This is a genomic window from Aliikangiella sp. G2MR2-5 (assembly GCF_015687155.1).
Lineage (GTDB): Bacteria > Pseudomonadota > Gammaproteobacteria > Enterobacterales > Kangiellaceae > Aliikangiella.
Window position 1 is genome coordinate 497,820 of record NZ_JADPQF010000001.1, and the last position, 20,289, is coordinate 518,108.

At 43.7% G+C, this 20,289-nt stretch carries 14 protein-coding genes; 8 read left to right on the top strand and 6 right to left on the bottom strand.

All coding sequences use genetic code 11. The annotated features are described in order from the left end of the window. The first annotated feature begins 76 nt into the window (after positions 1–76). Positions 77–7,618 carry a DUF4347 domain-containing protein gene (locus IYN84_RS02150; RefSeq protein WP_196137521.1) on the top strand — a complete coding sequence of 2,514 codons (7,542 nt, stop codon included), beginning with the start codon at positions 77–79 and terminating at the stop codon, positions 7,616–7,618. Between the two features lie 70 nt (positions 7,619–7,688). Here the strand turns inward: IYN84_RS02150 and ald are convergent, their stop codons facing one another. Then, positions 7,689–8,807 carry an alanine dehydrogenase gene (gene ald, locus IYN84_RS02155; RefSeq protein WP_196137522.1) on the bottom strand — a complete coding sequence of 373 codons (1,119 nt, stop codon included), beginning with the start codon at positions 8,805–8,807 and terminating at the stop codon, positions 7,689–7,691. A gap of 177 nt (positions 8,808–8,984) precedes the next feature. Here ald and lrp point away from each other — a divergent pair, with 177 nt between their 5' ends. The 6 genes from lrp (at position 8,985) to serS (ending at position 16,119) form a co-directional block, all read left to right on the top strand. After that, positions 8,985–9,461 carry a leucine-responsive transcriptional regulator Lrp gene (gene lrp, locus IYN84_RS02160; protein ID WP_196137523.1) on the top strand — a complete coding sequence of 159 codons (477 nt, stop codon included), beginning with the start codon at positions 8,985–8,987 and terminating at the stop codon, positions 9,459–9,461. A 244-nt stretch (positions 9,462–9,705) separates the two neighbouring features. After that, a complete protein-coding gene (locus IYN84_RS02165; RefSeq protein ID WP_210330268.1) occupies positions 9,706–12,015 on the top strand; it encodes a DNA translocase FtsK in 2,310 nt (769 codons plus the stop codon). 157 nt (positions 12,016–12,172) lie between these two features. Continuing rightward, positions 12,173–12,880, top strand: coding sequence for an outer membrane lipoprotein chaperone LolA (lolA, locus tag IYN84_RS02170; protein ID WP_196137524.1), 708 nt, complete (start codon positions 12,173–12,175; stop codon positions 12,878–12,880). A 14-nt stretch (positions 12,881–12,894) separates the two neighbouring features. Then, the gene (locus IYN84_RS02175; RefSeq protein ID WP_196137525.1) at positions 12,895–14,235 is read left to right on the top strand and encodes a replication-associated recombination protein A; all 1,341 of its coding nucleotides are present in this window, start codon (positions 12,895–12,897) and stop codon (positions 14,233–14,235) included. Between the two features lie 77 nt (positions 14,236–14,312). Further along, positions 14,313–14,723, top strand: a complete 411-nt coding sequence (crcB, locus tag IYN84_RS02180) for a fluoride efflux transporter CrcB (protein WP_196137526.1) — start codon at positions 14,313–14,315, stop codon at positions 14,721–14,723. 112 nt (positions 14,724–14,835) lie between these two features. Continuing rightward, a complete protein-coding gene (gene serS / locus IYN84_RS02185) occupies positions 14,836–16,119 on the top strand; it encodes a serine--tRNA ligase (protein ID WP_196137527.1) in 1,284 nt (427 codons plus the stop codon). Between the two features lie 73 nt (positions 16,120–16,192). Here the strand turns inward: serS and IYN84_RS02190 are convergent, their stop codons facing one another. The 5 genes from IYN84_RS02190 to tusD all read right to left on the bottom strand — a co-directional run bounded on the left by IYN84_RS02190 (position 16,193) and on the right by tusD (position 18,565). After that, the gene (locus tag IYN84_RS02190; protein ID WP_196137528.1) at positions 16,193–16,795 is read right to left on the bottom strand and encodes a phospholipid-binding protein MlaC; all 603 of its coding nucleotides are present in this window, start codon (positions 16,793–16,795) and stop codon (positions 16,193–16,195) included. A 318-nt stretch (positions 16,796–17,113) separates the two neighbouring features. Further along, on the bottom strand, positions 17,114–17,434 hold the full coding sequence (locus IYN84_RS02195) for a TusE/DsrC/DsvC family sulfur relay protein (RefSeq protein ID WP_196137529.1): 321 nt from the start codon (positions 17,432–17,434) through the stop codon (positions 17,114–17,116). A gap of 3 nt (positions 17,435–17,437) precedes the next feature. Continuing rightward, positions 17,438–17,734 (bottom strand): DsrH/TusB family sulfur metabolism protein, encoded by a 297-nt coding sequence (locus IYN84_RS02200; protein WP_196137530.1) that lies wholly within the window; start codon positions 17,732–17,734, stop codon positions 17,438–17,440. A gap of 2 nt (positions 17,735–17,736) precedes the next feature. After that, complete coding sequence (gene tusC, locus IYN84_RS02205) at positions 17,737–18,102, bottom strand: sulfurtransferase complex subunit TusC (protein WP_196137531.1); 366 nt, start codon at positions 18,100–18,102, stop codon at positions 17,737–17,739. 64 nt (positions 18,103–18,166) lie between these two features. After that, on the bottom strand, positions 18,167–18,565 hold the full coding sequence (gene tusD / locus IYN84_RS02210) for a sulfurtransferase complex subunit TusD (protein WP_196137532.1): 399 nt from the start codon (positions 18,563–18,565) through the stop codon (positions 18,167–18,169). Positions 18,566–18,907: 342 nt separating this feature from the next. On the opposite strand from tusD, the gene gdhA reads away from it, so the two are divergent. Beyond that, positions 18,908–20,254: an NADP-specific glutamate dehydrogenase gene (gene gdhA / locus IYN84_RS02215; RefSeq protein WP_196137533.1), complete on the top strand. Its 1,347-nt coding sequence runs from the start codon at positions 18,908–18,910 to the stop codon at positions 20,252–20,254. The last annotated feature ends 35 nt before the right edge of the window (positions 20,255–20,289 follow it).

A 20,289-nucleotide genomic window follows, 5' to 3' on the forward strand; every position in this document is an offset into this window, starting at 1 on the left:
TTTCTTTAGTTGATATTTGTTGACTAAAACAAAAGGCCATTGATAGAAGTTCGAACCATTAAAATCGGAACAGGACATGAATAGAGAGTTAGTTCATCAAGTTGCAAGCAGGGTTCTTCCATTGGGTTTGGGGCTGGGGGTGGGGATGTCGCCATTAGCTTCCGCCACTTATTATGCTCGAGTATCATCGCCGTCAACTTACCGTAGTAGTAGAGGATTCGAAACCTTAAGTTTGACAGCAGCTTCGCCTTTAAGTTTAGGAAGGTCGATTGCACCACGCCCCGACTTATTTTCAGCACAACCAAAGACAGACGTTAACCCAAATACTAATGATGTCGAGTTAATTTCATTAAGCAAACCTCAAATTCTTGATAGCAAAGCCGACTTCATACTTGTTAACGATGTCGAGCTCAAATTACTACAGCCTGTTAAAGAACTGGTCATTATTGATGCCGCGGTGGAAGACAAGCACGTGTTTTACAACATGAGTCGTCCAGGCATTGATGTGGTCGAAATAGAGTTTAAAAGTGACAGTTTAGATCAGTTATCCGAAGTGCTTTCAAGTTATCAAAGTCTGGATGCATTGCACTTAGTCTCTCATGCGAAAAATGGTGTGATTCAATTGGGCGAGCAGTCTATTACCGAAGTTAATTTAAAACAGCATGTTCGGGCCTTGGCTTCAATTGATGATGCGTTAAAAGATCACGGTGATCTATTGATTTATGGATGTGAGCTGGCTTCAGGTAGTTCTGGTGAAAAACTACTAGAACTAATAGCAAACCAGGCCAATGTTGATGTTGCTGCATCCAATAACAAAACCGGTTCGAGTAAGCATAATGGCGATTGGGAGTTGGAAATTGTTAAAGGGAATATTGAGACAGATAAACCGTTTAGCGACCTTGCGCTAAAAGATTTTACCTCCATTCTTCCCATTCCGGGAACCGTTGCATTTTCGGTGGCTTCCGATTCTGGAGCATACGATGGAGCCAATACGATTAATGCTTCCTACACGAATGGCGGTTACACCATTATCGCTGATGGCGCTGATGTGAGTACGCAGATTCTTTCAGCGGTCGGTCGAATATATTCGGGTGCTTTTGGTAATCTTGAATCTCAGTTAACGTTATCTTTTTCTGGAAATGAAACGTTTAATGCATCTTCGTTGTACCTTTATAACTCCTACGGAGCTGCTTTGTCTTTCACGGTAACTTCGGATGTTGGAGGTGATTCCGTTACGACATCATCGTTAGCATCTGCGAGTGGTACGACTGTCGATCTAACCGGTTTCGATGGCATTACGAAACTTTATATTACACCGAGTTCATCTGCTTATTGGGACACTGACAACTTGGTAATGGACTTCAACATTAACTCGGATCCCACCATCAGTATCGACGTTTCTACGCTCGCATTTACCGAAGGTGACGGTGTCACTCAGGTTGATAGTGCAGCGACTTTAAATGATGCTGACGGCGATGCAGATTGGAATGGGGGAACCTTAGTTGCACAAATTACTGCAAACAACGAAGCGGCAGATCAGTTATCCATTCCAGACAATGTGGTTGGCACCATTAATACTTCGGGCACCAATTTGTTAAATGGTGGTACCACCATTGGCACCTTGAGTGCCAGTGAAGGAACTGTCACCAGTGGTACCGCTCTCACTATTACTTTTAATGGCAATGCAACCAATGCGTTAGTACAACAAACTTTACGCGCCATTCATTACAACAATAGCTCCAGTACACCGGGCACATCTAACCGGACGGTAACCTTTATCGCGACTGATACCAATGCAGGTAGTTCAAATGATTCACGAACGATTTCAGTTACGGACACTCCTGACAGCGATGGCTCTCTAACGGCCAGTGGGACGGTGACTGAACCGGTTAATCTGGACACTACCGTCGATACGGTTGGAGAAGCGGTGGATGTGTTTGACTTTACCCTATCCGATGGCGGCTCAACCGATGGACTTGCCATGACCGTTTCACAAGTTGTTGTCAACGTGAGTGGTACAACAACGGACACGCATCGTAATAATATTACCTGGCGTTTAAACGGTAATGATGTGGCAAATGTAACCGGTGTTTACAGTGCGGGAGGAGACACGATAACTTTTAGTGGTTTAAGTATTTCTATTGCCGATGGCGCAAGTGAAACTTATACGGTTAATGCTTATTTCAATGACAATACCGGTGTCACCGAAGATGATACGTTTATTTTAAGTGTCGACGGTGATACCGATTTAACTGTTGGCGGGGCTGGAACACAAATGAGCTCGACCACGGCCGTTACGAATGGAAGTGGCGGTACACTTGATGTTACGGCTACTGTGTTGGCCTTTACTACACAGCCGGCCGGTTCAATTTCAGGCAGTGCCTTATCGACGCAACCTGTTGTCGCGGCGCAAGATGCGTTTGGTAACACTGACGTTAATTTTTCTGAAACCGTTACCGTTACTGAGGCCAGTGCTGGAAGTTTAACGAATAACACTGCAACAGCAACCGGCGGTATTGCAACCTTCAGTGGACTAACTTATTCCGCAACTGCGGATCAGCAAAGTTTTATTCTGACCGCAAACGATCAGGATGGCGTCGGAAGTAATTTGCCGACTACCGACGCTAATTCGGTGACCTCGGATGTTGTTGCCACTTTGTTAGTGTTCGATACTCAGCCGGTCCCCCTGTCTGTTGACAGTGGTGTTGCGACCAGTTTTACAACAGTTCCAGTGGTCTCTGCGAGAAATGCCATGGGTGTAGTTGATATCGGTTACAGCACCGATATTACATTAGCTGAAGTGAATGGGGCTGGCTCGGCTACTTTAACCGCTACAGGAGATACCGATGGTAGCGGAGCAACGGTGTCCATAACGCCCAGTTCCGGCGTATCGACCTTTACTGCATTGCAAATAACCTATACCGCCAGTGGAGGCGCTGATGAAAACTTCAATTTGCAAGCCAGTTCAGGTGGCTTGTCGACAGTAAACAGCAGCCAGTTAACTGGTATTTCTTCTGATGCGGATGCTGACGTTATTGCAGGCTCCGGTGTTAGCGAACCGGTGGCGATTGATACCACCGTAGATACAGTCGGCGAATCACTTGATATTTTCGATTTTACTATCAGTGATGGAGGTACATCTGATGGTAAGGCAACTAGCATTTCGGAAGTTAGAATAAACACTTCCGGAACAGTTGATCCGAGTAAATTAACCTATCGATTAAATGGTCCGGATGCCTCGAATGTTTCCGGAAATTATAGTGGAGGAGTGATTACTTTCAGCGGGTTAACCTTGTCAATTGCTGACGGAGGTAGTGAAACTTACACGATTAATGCTTACTACAATGATAATACCGGGCTTAGCGAAAATCAGACTCTGATACTTAGTGTTGACGGTGACACCGATTTAACAGTGAATAGCGGAAGTACCAGAATGGGAAGCACTGCCGCAGTTAATAACAGTACTGGATCTACGGTGGGAGTTACCGCTTCGGCACTGGCATTTACCACTCAGCCGGCCGGTTCAGTATCAGGAAGCGCTTTGTCAACACAACCGGTTGTGACCGCACGCGACGCTTTTGGCAATACCGACGTAGACTTTGCAGAAACTATAACTCTGACCGAGTCGAGTGCTGGCTCTTTAACCAGTAATACTGCCGTCGCGTCTTCAGGGGTAGCGAGTTTTAGTGGGTTGACTTATACCGCGACCGCGGATCAACAGAGCTTTACTCTGACCGCCAATGATCAAAATGGTGTCGGCTCGGATTTACCTACGGTTGATGCAAACTCAGTCATTTCGGATGTTGTTGCAACGCAACTAGTGTTTGCTACTCAGCCGGCTCCACTTACCGTAAGTTCCGGGGTTGCTACCAACTTTACCACTGTACCGGTTGTATCCGCGCAAGACGGAAATGGTGTCGTTGATACTGGCTACTCAACCGCTATTACTTTGGCCGAAGTCAACGGTGCCGGCTCGGCGACAATGAGTGGTACCGGGGATACAGATGGTAGTGCATCGACGGTTTCCATTATACCTGGTTCAGGAGTGTCTACTTATACCGGGTTGCAAATTACTTATACCGCGAGCGGCGGTTCCAATGAAAACTTTAATTTGCAAGCTAGCTCCGGAGGCTTAAGTACTGTAAACAGCTCTCAATTGACAGCAGTTGTCAATAGCGCTCCGGTCATAACCAGTAGTGCAGTGACCGCAGTAGATGAAGATGCTGCTTACACTTACACGCTAACTGCAACAGACGCTGATAGCGACCCCTTAACTTACAGTGCTCCGGTACTGCCAGCCTGGCTGAATTTTAACACTGGTAGCGGACTATTATCTGGTACTCCGACTAATGACGAAGTCGGCAATCATAACGTAACTTTACGAGTTAATGATGGTACGGTGAATGTTGATCAAAGCTTCACTATCACGGTGAGTAATACCAATGATGCTCCAACCATTACTAGCTCTGCTATAACTGGCGTGAACGAAGACTCTGCATACACTTATACCTTTACTGCAACCGACGTTGATGTTGGAGATTCGCTCACATACAGCGCGCTGACATTGCCCTCATGGTTGAACTTCAATAGTTCAACCGGCGTGTTGATGGGGACGCCTACGAACAATGAAGTAGGCGATCACAATGTGTCCCTACGCGTGAATGATGGCACAGTAAACGTTGATCAAAACTTCACTATCACAGTGAGTAATACAAATGATGCGCCGATTATTACCAGCTCAGCTGTAACCAGTGCGATCGAAGACTCATCTTATAGCTATACCTTGACGGCAACTGATGAGGATTTAGGAGATACTCTAACCCTCAGTTCACCAGTTCTTCCTACCTGGCTAAACTTTAATGCTGCAACTGGAGTGCTTTCAGGTACGCCTTTGGATGCTCACGTGGGAGGACACAATGTAACTTTGCGGGTCAATGATGGTTCAGTGGATGTGGATCAAAGCTTTGTCATTACAGTAACAGGCGTCAATGATGCTCCTACCGGAGAGCCTGTAATCAATGGATCAGCTATAAGGGGACAAAACCTGAGTGTCGATACTTCGACGATTAATGATGAAGATGGGTTGGGAGCATTCAGCTACCAGTGGCAGAGGTCTGGTCTCAATATTTTGGGAGCAACCACTAATAGTTACACGCTTGTAGAAGACGATATAGGTCAATCAGTTCGAATCATTGTGAGTTATCTTGATGGCGGTGGAACGAACGAGTCATTAACGAGTGCTTCTACTGCTGTCGTATCCGACATAGATTCCGACGGTGATGGTATCGGCGATCTTGAAGAGGGAACCGGTGACGCTGATGGCGATGGCATTCCAAATTATCTTGACGATGACAGTGATGGAGATGGAATCCTTGATAAAGATGAAGGCAATGGAGACTCAGACGGAGATGCAATTCCCGATTATTTAGACTCCAGTTCGGATGAAGATGGTGATGGTATTCCTGATATTTATGACGGTGATGCTAATACCGATACTGATGGTGATGGCACGGCAGATGTATTTGATACCGACAGTGATAATGATGGCATTCCAGACTTTAATGAATCAAATGCTAGTGGGGTCGATACCGATGGCGATACCATAGATGATGCCTTTGATGTTGATCAAACTGGCGGTATTGATGCAAATGCTGACGGAATTGACGATGGTGGATTGGTTGACACCGACATGGACGGTGTTGCTGATGCATTTGACCGAGATAGCGATAATGATTTTGTCCCGGATGCCCTTGAAAATAGTGTCGGGTTAACTTTGTCCGCTATTCAACCAAATCCTGCGATTACATCTGATTTTGATGGCGACGGCGTGATGGATTATCGCGATAAAGATTCCGATGAGGATGGAATCAGTGACCAGGCTGAATCTCGAATGTCATTCGCTGATAGCGATAATGACCAGATCATTGATGCGTTTGACGTTGATAATACTGGTGGCCAGGACGTGAATCTAGATGGCGTAGATGATAGTGCTTTTCTGCAAAACTCTGATTCCGATCTGTCTCCCGATATGTTTGATCTGGACAGCGATAACGATGGCATAACGGATGTATCTGAAGCTGGATTTACTGATAGCGATCTAAACGCAATCCTGGATGAGGGAATACAGTACACTGACTCGCCGACTGCCTCAGATGCGGATTCTTTGCCGGATTATATCGATCTGGACAGTAATGATGACGGTATTTTCGACATAGCATCTGGTGGAGCAAATTCTCTGGATGAAAATAATGATGGTGAGATCGACGATGTAAGTGACACTGACTATGACGGTTTGGTCGATATAATAGACGAAGAGCCTCAGCAATTTGGTACCGCACCAGATCGTGATCACGATGGTATTCCAGCATCAATCGACCTGGATGATGATGGTGATGGAATTGCAGATCTGGTTGAAGGTTCTTTGGATACCGATCAGGACGGACTGATTGACTCCAATGATGTAGACAGTGATGGAGACGGGTTGCCCGATAGATTTGAAGCCGATCGTCCGGCTCCTTTAAATCAGGATGTCGACAAAGATGGAATTGATGATCGATACGATGTGGACTTTGCCGGCGGAAACGATGCCAATGGAGATGGCGTTAGTGATCTCTTCGTGCATGCTGATACAGACAGTGATGGTCAATATGATTTTCAGGATACTGATAGTGATAATGATGGAATCAGTGATACGGTGGAACAGGTTTTAGTAGAACTATTGGGAGCGGATAGCGATAGTGACGGTCTGGATGATGCTGTGGATGTTGATTTCACAGGTGGCATCGATGCAAATGGAGATGGTATGGATGATTCACTGCTCAATACTGATGATCTCGACAATGATGGCATATTAGCTTTTCGGGATGCAGACACCGATGGTGATGGCATACTGGATGCTGATGAAGATGGCGATTTTAATCAGGATGGTATTAATGATCGGTTGCAGGCAGAAAATAATGTTACCGCGACATCAGGTAGTGGCAGTATGGGAGGAGTATTGCTGATTGCGCTAGCTTTATTGTTATTATTTAAACGCGCCAAAAATACCAAAGTACTTTTACTTGCCTGTCTTTTAATGCCTGTCTCCTTTAAATCTCAGGCTTCTGATAATAACTGGTGTTGGCAAGATAGCAGTTCTGTGACCAACTGTCTGGATTTTGGGATGGGAGCAGGCTTGTCAGAATTCGAACCTTCGACGGAGGGAACCAGCTGGCTTATAGAAGATGATAGTTCTTCAGGACAGAAGCTTTATTTAGGCATCGACCTAAAGCAACAATTCTTTGCCGAACTGGCATATGCCGAACTTGGAAAGGCGAAATTTGAGAATTTAAATCCGCTTCTGCAGCCACAAGGATATATTAAATACTCCATGACTTCATTGTCACTAGGCTACCGATATCAAGAAAGTGAGTTGTTGGCTTTTCAGATCAAAGGCGGCTGGGCTGGTATGAATACTCGTTCGGATTTTACTTTTGACGAAAACGATAATTTATTTGCCTGGGGAGTTGGTAGTCGCTGGACTTTCAGCGGAACTTCGCGGTCTATCGGTCTTGAATATGAGCGTTTTGGGGACGATATTTCTCTTTTGTCGATGAGTCTGATTTTTCACTTTAAATAAGTCTGCTTTTCCAAATCAAAAAAGCCCCTGTAGCAGGGGCTTTTTTATATCCGGGTAACTGACTTACCAATTAAACATTTAACGCGTCAGCTGGTTCAACATATTCAAATCCAAGATTATCGGCAACACTTTTACAGGTGACCATACCTTTGTGAACGTTGAGACCATTCAAAAGATGTTGATCCGCTTCCAGAGCCGCTTTGTATCCCTTGTTAGCAATACTGATGATAAAAGGCAGGGTAGCATTATTTAGTGCAAAGGTTGAGGTACGTGGTACAGCGCCAGGCATGTTAGCTACGCAATAATGGACAACTTCATCGACAATATAAGTTGGCTCTGCGTGGGTAGTCGCTTTGGAAGTCTCGAAGCAGCCACCTTGATCGATAGCAACATCAACAACCGCTGCTCCAGGTTTCATTTGTTTAATCATGTCCGCAGTTACCAGCTTCGGTGCTGCTGCACCAGGAATCAGGACTCCACCGATGACTAGATCAGCAGATAGCACATGGCTTTCTAATGCATCTTTACTGGAGAAAACAGTTTCTACCGCACCGTTGAATTGTGCATCGATTCGTCTCAGAACATCTACTGAGCGATCAAGGATAACGACATTCGCACCCATACCAACAGCCATTTGAGCCGCATTAGTACCAACGACACCACCACCAATGATAACGACTTTTGCCGGAGATACGCCCGGAACGCCACCAAGCAACATGCCGCGACCTTCTTTGGACTTCTCAAGACATTGTGCGCCAGCCTGGATTGACATTCGACCAGCTACTTCTGACATTGGAGCAAGTAGAGGCAGGCTGCCACGGTCGCTGGTTACTGTTTCATAGGCGATACAGATAGCCTTGCTTTTAATCAGGTCTTCTGTTTGTGGAAGATCGGGAGCAAGATGCAGATAAGTGAAAAGAATCTGGTCTTCTCGCAACCTGGCACGCTCTTCAGCCAGAGGTTCCTTAACTTTGACAATCATTTCTGCTTCTGCAAAGACTTTTTCCGCTGAGTCGCGAATTTCTGCTCCGGCAGCGATATAATCTTCGTCGGTAAAACCAATTCCTGTGCCTGCGTTGGTTTCAACGATAACTTTATGGCCATGGCTGACAACTTCTCTAACGCTCGCAGGAACCATTCCAACGCGATACTCGTGATTTTTTATTTCCTTTGGTACACCGATCAACATAATTGATACCTCATATTAGCTAATATCTGGCCTCTGTCGAACAATATCCTGTTCCTGAGCAAGCCTGTAAAATTTTCCGCTAGTATATATAGTATCGTGTAGAATAACTTGCTTATATTTCGGCTTTTAAAGTATTATTGTCTGTCAAGTGTTGCTTAAATAGTTAAAAACTCCAAAATGAAGACCACTGCCAGTGATTTGGACCGCATTGACAAAGCCATATTAAGAGAACTTCAAAAAGATGGCCGAATGGCCAACGTGGAGCTTTCCAGAAGAGTTGGTCTTAGTGCTACTCCCTGTCTTGAAAGGGTAAAGCGTTTGGAAAAGAGCGGATATATTAAAGGTTACACGGCTAATGTGGCGCCCGAAAAGCTTTCGGCGGCCCTATTAGTATTTGTAGAAATCCGGCTAACAAGGACTTCACCGGATGTTTTTGAGGATTTTAAAAAATCTATCATTGATTTACCGCAGGTGTTAGAGTGCCACCTTGTATCTGGCGATTTTGATTATCTGGTTAAAGCACGAGTTGCTGATATGGCTGCTTATCGAAATTTGCTCGGTGAGACACTGCTCACACTGCCAGGAGTGAGTGGTTCCAGAACTTATGTTGTGATGGAAGAAGTTAAAGAAAGCAGTATTATTGATATCCCATAACAATTTCGGCTGCAATTGGCGGCCTTGCGATTAAGAGTTGTCCAGATAAATCCAATAGTGTTACACAGATGACTGACAGTCGCTTTTAATAGCACGATAGTGAGCGTTTCAGAAATAGTTAAATGTATAATTTCGCCGCCTTTCCCAAGCTGGGCTTTTATTGACAAAGTTAAGTGAAAAGAAAGGACTCGAGTAGGTTTAATAAGTTTTAGGTAGAAGAATTATTTAGGGTTTTGCAACGAGAATGAATACCAAGGTTGATCATCAACAGGCTGTAAATATCTTGATGGTAAGAATTAAGGAAGGCGGCTTTATATTACTAATTGCGCTGGCTGTTTTCCTTTTTATGGCATTATGGAGTTTTTCTCCGGACGATCCGGGTTGGACTTTGGCTAAGGATAGTCGGGAAATTGCCAACGCGACCGGAAGGGCCGGCGCCTGGTTTGCCAGTTTTTTCTTACATCTTTTCGGATATCTGGCCTATCTCTTTCCTTTTATGGTGATTTATTCCGGTTATCTTATTTTTCGAGAGCGGAGATCTGTATTGCCAAATAGCTGGGCTTTCTGGTCATTTCGTCTTTTTGGTTTGATATTCACTCTTTTGCTCGGAGCCGCCATTTCTGCACAACACTTTACAGAACCACAAATGGAATATGGTTATCTGGCAGGGGGCATCTTTGGTCAGGCGGTGGCAGACTTGTTGGTTAACTGGTTTAACCCAGTCGGTGCAACGCTCATCATGTTAGCTGCATTTTTTGCTTCAATGACTCTTTTCACCGGAATATCCTGGTTTCAGTTGATGGACTGGGTCGGTAAGGTAACGCTTGATGGCATTGCCTGGATTAATAACAAGTTAGTTGAATTTATTGATCGAATGAAGGACAAAAAAGCGCAGAAAACGATCAAGCAGCAACGAGAGGCGGTATTTAAGCAGGAAAAAGTAAAAATAGAACAGCGCCCAAAAGTGAAGATCGAGAAAGAAGTCAAAAAAATCGAGCCAAGCTTAAGAGAAGAGAAAGAAAAGCAAACCACTTTGTTTGAGGATGCGCCTGTTGAAGGAGAGTTGCCACCCGTTCGTTTGCTTGATGAGCCCAAGCCTCATACACAAAGTATGTCTGATGAAGCGCTGGAAGCACTTTCAAGGTTGGTTGAGCTTAAATTGGCAGATTTTAAAGTTGAGGCTCAGGTAGTTGCTGTTCACCCAGGGCCTGTTATCACTCGGTTTGAATTGGACCTGGCTGCTGGCGTCAAAGTCGCTCGAATTTCCAACCTTGCAAAAGATTTAGCAAGAGCGCTAGCGACTACCAGTGTTCGTGTAGTCGAAGTTATCCCCGGTAAGCCCTACATCGGAATCGAAGTGCCGAACGAGAGTAGAGAAATTGTTCGTCTAAAAGAAGTTATTGGTAGTCGTACTTTTGATGATTCAAAATCCAATTTAAGTATGGCTTTAGGAAAAGATATTTCCGGTAACCCCGTTGTTATCGACTTGATTAAGATGCCCCATTTATTGGTAGCAGGTACCACCGGGTCGGGTAAATCAGTCGGAATTAATGCGATGCTGGTGAGTATTTTATACAAGTCTTCGCCTGAGGATGTCCGCTTAATAATGATCGATCCAAAGATGCTGGAGCTTTCTGTTTACGAAGGAATCCCTCACCTTTTAACTCCAGTTGTTACCGATATGAAAGAAGCTGCCAACTCTTTGCGTTGGGCCGTTGCTGAAATGGAAAGGCGTTATAAGCTGATGTCTGCACTAGGTGTTAGAAACCTGGCCGGGTTTAACCGAAAAATCTCCGACGCCATAAAAAACGGAGACCCAATCAGGGATCCTTTGTGGCAGCCGACCGACTCGATGGACGAAGAGGCTCCGGAGCTTGAGACTTTACCAAAAATAGTCATTGTTATAGACGAGCTTGCCGATATGATGATGATAGTTGGTAAGAAAGTTGAAGAGTTGATCGCGCGTATTGCTCAAAAGGCGCGTGCTGCAGGTATTCACTTGCTACTTGCAACCCAAAGACCTTCTGTTGATGTTATCACAGGTTTGATCAAAGCCAATATTCCGTCGCGAATAGCTTTCCAGGTTTCTTCAAAAATTGACTCTCGCACTATTCTTGATCAGGTTGGTGCCGAGCAATTACTGGGACAAGGGGATATGCTTTATTTACCTGGCGGAACCAGTATTCCTATTCGAGTTCATGGAGCTTTTGTCGCTGACGATGAGGTTCATCGAGTTGTTGGTGACTGGAAGAAGCGTGGTGAACCTGTTTATGAAGAGTCGATAACCTCTGGCGCTCCTGATGTCGACGTGCCAGGGATGCCGGGAGCTGAAGGTGCTGATGGCGGTGAAAAGGATGAGTTATATGATCAGGCTGTCATGATTGTTACAGAGACACGCAAAGCATCAATCTCTGGCGTACAACGACGCCTAAAAATTGGCTACAATCGTGCCGCAAGAATGATTGAAGAAATGGAGGCTGCAGGTATTGTTAGCGAAATGCAGTCCAATGGCTCGCGAGAGGTTTTGGCACCGCCGCCGCCGCCTGCGCCATAACTATTATAGAGTCTACTTTGGTAATACTTCACAGAGAGTTATTCATTTTGGGTTCAGTAGTAGACTTTAAGATTAGAGTTATCAGGCTAAACCTTCTTTCTTGCGGACTAATATTGGCAGAAGAATTTTAAAAAATCATCACGAACGTTAAACATTTATGAATCGAATAGTACAAAGCACCATTACAAGTTTAATTACTCTTTCAGTATTTATTATTTCGCTGTCTATTTTGACTGTTAGTGCTGAAGAGGTAGCTCAGGACAAGATTGTAAGTCAATCTGATACAACCGCTGCGCAGTTGCTAGTAAAAAAAATCGGAGGGCTAAAAACCTTTGAAGCTAAATTTGAGCAAAGAGTGAAAAATGAAAACGGGGTGGAGATAGATTTTACTTCCGGAAAGTTTTCAATAGAGCGTCCCGATCATTTTCGTTGGGAAGTTAAGGAGAGTTTCGAACAGGTAATTGTTGCTGATGGCGAATATTTATATACTTATGATCCCGAACTAGAGCAAGTAACTATCCAGTTGCAAAATCACGCATTAGCAGACTCACCATTGCTGTTGATGACAAGTGATGCAGAAGCGTTAGCGGATGCGTTTGATATAAAGCTATTAACTTTGTCGAGTGCTGAAGACGGCAACTTGTTTTTATTGAAGCCGAGGAAAGACGGTAATATTTTTAGTTCCGTCCATATTTTATTTAAAAATAACGAAATTACAGAGCTGTTGATGGCTGATTCTCTTGGTCAACAAACAAGTGTAATATTTTCCGATATACGTACTAATATTGAATTGCCACAATCACTTTTTCAGTTTGTTATTCCTGAAGGTGTTGATGTTATCGACTCCAGAGAATATGTTGAATAGAGCGTATTAATCTTATGCGAGACCTATTTGATGGACAGGAACAGCCGATACAACCAGAACGATCTAATCTGCAAGAACACCGTCCACTAGCGGCGCGTATGCGTCCAAAAAAATTGTCTGAATATGCTGGCCAGAACCACCTTTTTGGTGAAGGAAAGCCACTTTATGAAGCAATAAGTCAGGGCAAGCTTCACTCAATGATCTTCTGGGGACCTCCAGGAACCGGTAAAACAACATTAGCCAAAATGATTGCCATGCAAAGTGACTGTCATTTTATTGCGATTTCAGCTGTATTGGGAAGTGTAAAAGAAATTAGAGCTGCTGTAGTAGAAGCGAATTCACAAAAACAATTAGGAAAGCGAACTCTACTTTTTGTCGACGAGGTTCACAGGTTTAATAAGTCTCAACAGGATGCATTTTTGCCTTATGTTGAAGATGGAACTTTTATATTTATCGGAGCGACAACAGAGAATCCTTCATTTGAAGTTAACAATGCTTTGCTTTCCAGAGCCAGAGTTTATGTCCTAAAATCTTTAGATAATGATGCTCTGGGGGATATTCTGGAACGTGCGCTTGTTGATCCTGTTGCCGGTGTCGGAGAACTTGCATTAACCGTCGAGCCTGAGGCAAAAACACTTTTAGTTGAAGTTGCCGACGGTGATGCTCGGAGATTGTTAAACTTGCTTGAAATGGCCTGCGATCTTGTAGAAAAAAATGGATTGTTAACCTCTGAACTGGTTAGCGAAGTAGTAGGGGATAATGTTCGGCGGTTTGATAAGGGCGGAGAAGATTTTTACGATCAGATTTCCGCATTGCATAAGTCGGTACGAGGATCTAATCCGGATGGAGCCCTCTATTGGTTTTGTCGGATGATTGATGGCGGGTGTGATCCTCTCTATATTGCTCGAAGAGTCGTCAGAATGGCAAGTGAAGATATTGGCAACGCAGATCCGAGAGCATTGCAAATTGCTATTAATGCGTGGGATGTGCAACAACGGCTGGGGAGTCCTGAAGGCGAGCTGGCTGTAGCCCAGGCAGTTACCTACCTGGCGGTGGCTCCAAAGAGCAATGCAGTATACACGGCCTTTAAAAACTGCATGAATTTGGTACGGCAGGAAAAGAGTTTACCTGTTCCGCTTCATTTGAGAAATGCACCGACCAAACTAATGAAAGAATTGGATTATGGGGCAGAGTATCGCTATGATCATGACGAGCCAAATGCATTTGCTGCTGGGCAGACTTACCTACCAGAAGAAATTCTTGGAGAAGAATTCTATTTTCCGACTGAGCGGGGAATGGAAAAACAGATTGGAGAAAAGCTTCAGCGTTTAAAGTCGCTTGGCAAAAAATCCTGAAAGAAAACAAGCCTAACCTAGACTGATTGTAATCTGTTAGTCTTGGTACAAAACTAACAATTGTCGAAATTCGGATTATGGTTGATGTTATCGTAACAAAACTTGGCCCAACTTTGCTTGTTGCCCTGGGTGGTGCACTTGGAGCTACAGCTAGATTTTACGTGCGTGAATATCTTCCGGCAATTTCCGGAACAGAGTTTCCTTTTAGTACCTTGATAGTTAATGTCGTCGGTTGCTTTTTGGCCGGATTCGTTTATATGTGGCTTGAGCATACAGGTACGCATTGGCCTGCGGGTAGGTTACTCTTCTTTTTCGTTGGCTTTCTCGGTGCCTTTACAACCTTTTCTGCTTTTGCTCTGGATAGCTTTCTGTTGTTTCATCAGGGAGAAAACCTTAAATTATTCGTAAATATCGCAGCAAATTGCTTTTTATGCCTGGTTTGCGTGTTTTTTGGGGCGTGGCTTGGTGGTAGAATAGGCGCCAGTTGATACTTTCCTATTATGCTTGGTTAGACTTTGATGGACTGTTACAGCAATTTATCATCGATAAATGAATGATAAACAATAAATGATAAACAATAATTTTTAATTTGGATTTACTATGATAGACCCTAAGTTATTTCGAACGGATTTGGACAATGTTGTGGCAAACCTTGCCAAACGTGGTGTTAAATTCGATAAAGCGGCTTATCTTGAATTAGAAGAGCAACGTAAGTCGTTACAGCTAAAAACAGAAGAATTGCAAAATGAGCGAAAAGTACGCTCAAAGTCTATCGGTAAAGCTAAAGCCTCCGGAGAAGATATCCAACCTCTCCTGGACGAAGTTGCCAATCTAGGTGATGAGCTGGATAAAGCTAAGGCTGCATTTGAGGAAGTTCAAGATAAGCTGGATGATATTTATCTGGGGTTACCTAATTTGGTGTCTGATGAAGTACCTCAAGGTGCTAGTGAAGATGACAATGTAGAAGTCAGGAAGTGGGGTGAGATCCCCAGTTTTGATTTTGACGTTAGAGACCATACCGCCATTGGTGAAATGATTGACGGTATTGATTTTGCTGCGTCAGCGAAACTTAGTGGCTCTCGTTTTGTCGTGATGAAGTCAGCAGTCGCTAAGTTGCATCGCGCTTTGATTCAGCTCATGTTGGATACTCATACTCAAGAACATGGATATCAGGAAACTTACGTACCATACCTGGTTAATCCTGAGTGTTTATATGGGACTTCACAGCTACCTAAGTTTGCTGAAGACTTGTTTGCGGTACAAGGAACAACGCAGGATGATAAGCCTTTGTACATGATTCCTACAGCAGAAGTGCCGCTGACGAACCTGGTAAGAGATGAAATTGTCGATGTTGATTCTTTGCCCATTAAACTGACTGGTCATACACCTTGTTTCCGCAGTGAAGCAGGCTCTTATGGTAAAGATGTTAAGGGACTTATTCGTCAACATCAGTTTGAAAAAGTCGAACTAGTGCAAATCGTAAAGCCGGAAGATTCCATGGCTGCGCTAGATGAGTTAACCGGTCATGCTGAAAAGATTTTACAGTTGCTAGAGTTGCCATATCGTACGGTCATCCTATGTAGCGGAGATATTGGTTTCGGCTCTACCAAAACTTACGATATTGAAGTTTGGTTACCTGCACAAGATACATATCGAGAAATCTCTTCCTGTAGCAACATGGGGGATTTCCAGGCGAGAAGAATGAAAGCTCGTTACCGTAACCCGGAAACCGGAAAGCCTGAGTTGCTACATACGCTTAATGGCTCAGGATTGGCTGTAGGAAGAACCCTGGTTGCGATTCTGGAAAATTACCAGATGGAAGATGGAAGAGTTCGAGTGCCTGAGGCTTTGAAGCCATATATGAAAATGGACATTATTGGCTGAGTGTCGAGTTCGTAAATTATGAGCAATAAAAAACCGCCATTTATGGCGGTTTTTTATTAGGGCAATTAAGTTCCTATTCTTCGGGGTCGGTTTGCGTTGCCAGCTCTTCCAAAAACTTATCAAATCCGATTTCTTTTATTCTGGGTAAGAACTGGGTTCTGTAACTTTTAGTCACGCTAGTGCCGGCAATCGACATATTGGTAATTAACCAACTATCATTGGCAGGTTTCAGGATGTAATAGATATCCAGAGGAGTTGAACCTTCCTGCTTCATTTCACTTTTGACTCTTACTTTATCTGATTTATCACTGAACTCAGCTTTGTCAAATTCAAACGCCTGGCCGTCATAGAGTGATAATCCTTTTGCATATTTATTAATTACACGATTAATATAGCCATCGATGAATTTGCCTCTTTGTTCATCTGTCAGGTCTTTCCAAATTGTTTTACCTAAAGTTGATTTTGCAAACGATTCTTTGTCTATAACAGGCAATAAGTGGTCACGAACTAATTTTTCGGCAAGTGAGTTGTCGGCTTTCAAAGCTTCCTTATTTTGTTCGATCTCTTTGATCATTGTATTCGCAATACCTTCCAGATAAGCCGAAGGGTCAGCATTTGCGCTAGTAATACCAACAAAAGAAACAAACAACAGGATGCTGCTAATTAGTTTTTTCATTTTAAACCACTCTCCAAATTGGTTTTCGAAATTTAATATCGTTTGGACTGTTAAGAAAGGCCGATAAGTCAGAGCTGGTGCTATTGAAAAGGCGGCTTTCTACGTTTTCAGTATGTACTCTCATACTATCCAGTTTGCATGAACTGAAACTGAACTCATTGACTTCGTCTGGGTATTTTACCAACCCCGGTAGCAAATAGCTCACTTTTTAAGAATATTTACGATTTTTAACACTAACTGGTACTTTCGTATGACTTAGGGTGAATCGTTGAGGTGGAGGGATAGCCAATTGTATTCCTGGACTACAAGTGACAGGCCTCAGGTACAGCGAGCTGGCTTGGGTAAGCCCGCAATTTTGGTTGCCTGCTTGGCAGGACCTTCAGGAAAAAGTATTTGCAAAAATAGACTTCCTGATTTTTCTGCAGGCAAAACTGTTGCAAGATATTTGACCAATGGACGTATTGACGGACTGGTATTAAACTCTTCATAGAATTGACGAACATAACGCACTACTTGCCAATGGTCTTCGGTCATTTCAATTCCTTCCATTTCTGCAATCATTGACGCAATCTCTTCATTCCATTGGTTGGCATCTTTTAAGTAACCTTCCTGATCAGTTTTAATAGTATGAGGCAGCATGGTTTACCAACTAATAATCTGCTTTGCTTGAGCGCATAGAAATACCATTTCTGTGTCATCCACTAGTTCGGCAGCTCCATTAAGTAACGCCGAAATACCGCGGCAAGTGCAATCGCACTCTAGTGCGAAAATTTGTTTGGTCCCGAACTCTTTAAATGTATTTTTCAGTCCATTGCCTAGCAAACTTGACACTCCTTCGCCAATAAAAAGAACATTGTCACCATGCTGAGCCAGTAGCTTCAGTTTAGTTTCCAGCTCCGGCCTTGACATATTTTGGCTAATTAAATGAAGATTATTCATATTTAGAAAGTCACCGTATTTTGACTAGCCTGTACAAGACTATTAATTTGCTCTGCTGGGGCAATTGTACATTCTTTGAGTAGCTGCGACTCGTCCAGGTTTAGTTCTTTCAAGCTTTGCTGGTTGACGTAGATGGTATCGATATCATAAAAAGCCAGGGCATTTAATTGCTTGTCATGCAATTTGTCATTAATACCCTCTTTGCCTTGGTTGTTAAGTAAGTGGAGCACACCCCGGTCTGAAAATATCAAGTTTACCTGTTGTTCAAAAGCTGCACAGACTAAAGCCAGATCAACCGCTTCTTTGCCTGCGATTGAAGAAAAAGGAGGGCTCTGGATTATGATACTTGTGGTTATCGAATTGTTCATCGCTACTTTGCTCCTGAAATCAGTCTGGCCAGCCTAAAGCGTCACCACACTTTCACCAAATCTACTATTTAAAATGAACCAGTTTATTTTCGCCGGATGAAAGTGCTGCGGCAAATTGACCGAGGCCTAAAACTTTAAATCCAGGTCTAATTGAAGCTCCAGATTTGCCTTTTAGATTAGCTTCTTCTTGCTCAATGATTCCTCGCCTGTTTCCTGCTGCAATGCAGACTTGAAGCTCGATACCATTTTTATTGCAGAGTTCTTCCCACTCTTCGGTTAGTTGCGCCTCATCATCAGGTTTTATAATGAACTCGCTGGCAACTAATACGGCTTCTTGATAAAAAAAGATATTCGCAATTTTTTGTCCTGCAGCTAAAGCTGCTTTAGCAAATCGAATTGCAGACAAGTGGGCCTGAGAATTTGTCGGAGAGCCGGTTACCAATAGGGTAAAGCAGGTAGACATGACAAGATATTGATTAATTTAACGGAATACAGAGCCTTATTTTCCTGTAACCCTTAATCTAAATCAAGTTTTGCACAATTTTGATCGAATATTAGACTGGTCTAATCTCTTTGTGAGAAAAGGAGATAGATAATCGCTGCCGAGACTTAAATCATAAATCCAGCTCAAATGAGCAGTGTAATTAACGATGGTCTCAAATAAAAATAATTTTAAGTTGTAACGGCGATATTCAAATGGTTTCTCTCCAACTAACTTTTAATTTAGGGAAGCTGTAGGGTTAGCTGTTGCAGGCACGACAACAGTATCTTTTACGAGATACGTGACCCAAAGAGACAACACAAGATGAAAAAGCAGCACCTGGACCTCGAGTCTTTCATGGCTGAGGTTAAGCGACGTAATCCAGGCGAACCTGAATTCCATCAGGCCGTACAGGAAGTAGCAGAAGACGTTGTTCCATTTGTGAACGAAAATCCTCGATATAATCAGGCCGCTATATTGGAGCGAATGATAGAGCCGGACCGCATCGTTTCTTTTAGAGTTTGCTGGGAAGATGATGACGGGAATATTCAAGTTAACCGCGGATACCGTGTGCAATATAACAGTGCGATTGGCCCTTACAAAGGTGGTTTGCGTTTCCATCCATCAGTAAACCAAAGCATCCTGAAATTTCTTGGATTTGAGCAAGTATTTAAGAACTCTTTGACCACATTACCAATGGGGGGGGGGAAAGGGGGGTCTGATTTTGACCCCAAAGGCAAATCAGATCGAGAAGTCATGCGATTTTGTCAGTCTTTTATGACTGAGTTGCATAAGCATATTGGCCCAAACCGGGACGTACCTGCAGGTGATATCGGTGTCGGCGCGCGCGAGATAGGCTACCTGTTCGGTCAATACAAGCGTCTTGAAAATGAGTTTACCGGTACGCTAACAGGTAAGTCTTTAGAGTACGGTGGAAGCCTGATTCGTACTGAAGCAACCGGTTATGGTGCAGTCTATTTCCTCGATTTGATGTTGAAACATCAAGGGGACAGCATAGAAGGCAAAACCGCTGTTATTTCTGGCTCTGGAAATGTTGCCCAGTATGCTGCCGAGAAGATCATCCAATTGGGCGGTAAAGTAGTAACTATGTCCGATTCTGCGGGCTTCATCTATGATCCTGCCGGCATCGATGCAGAAAAACTGGCTTATATTATTGACCTTAAAACGGTAAAACGTGGTCGAATTAAAGAGTATGCAGAGAAATACAACGCTGAATACTTTGAAGGCCAAAAGCCCTGGTCCATTCCATGTGATATCGCCTTGCCTTGCGCTACTCAAAACGAGATTGACAAGGAAGATGCAGAAAAGTTGGTCGCCAACGGTGTCAAAGCTATTTCTGAAGGGGCTAATATGCCGACTTCTATCAATGCTATTCACGTTTTTCATGACGCCAAAGTGCTTTATGCGCCTGGCAAAGCGTCAAATGCGGGTGGTGTTGCTGTGTCAGGACTGGAAATGTCGCAAAATAGTCAGCGACTGTCCTGGACTCGTGAAGAGCTGGATGAAAAGCTCAAAGGCATTATGGCCGGTATTCACAGCCAGTGCTTGCAGTTTGGTGACGAGGGCGAGTATGTAGACTATGTTAAAGGCGCTAACCTTGCAGGTTTCGTTAAAGTTGCCAATGCGATGCTGGCGTACGGTGTGGTCTAGTCTTATCTAGTAGCCCGGTATTATCTAAGTAATCG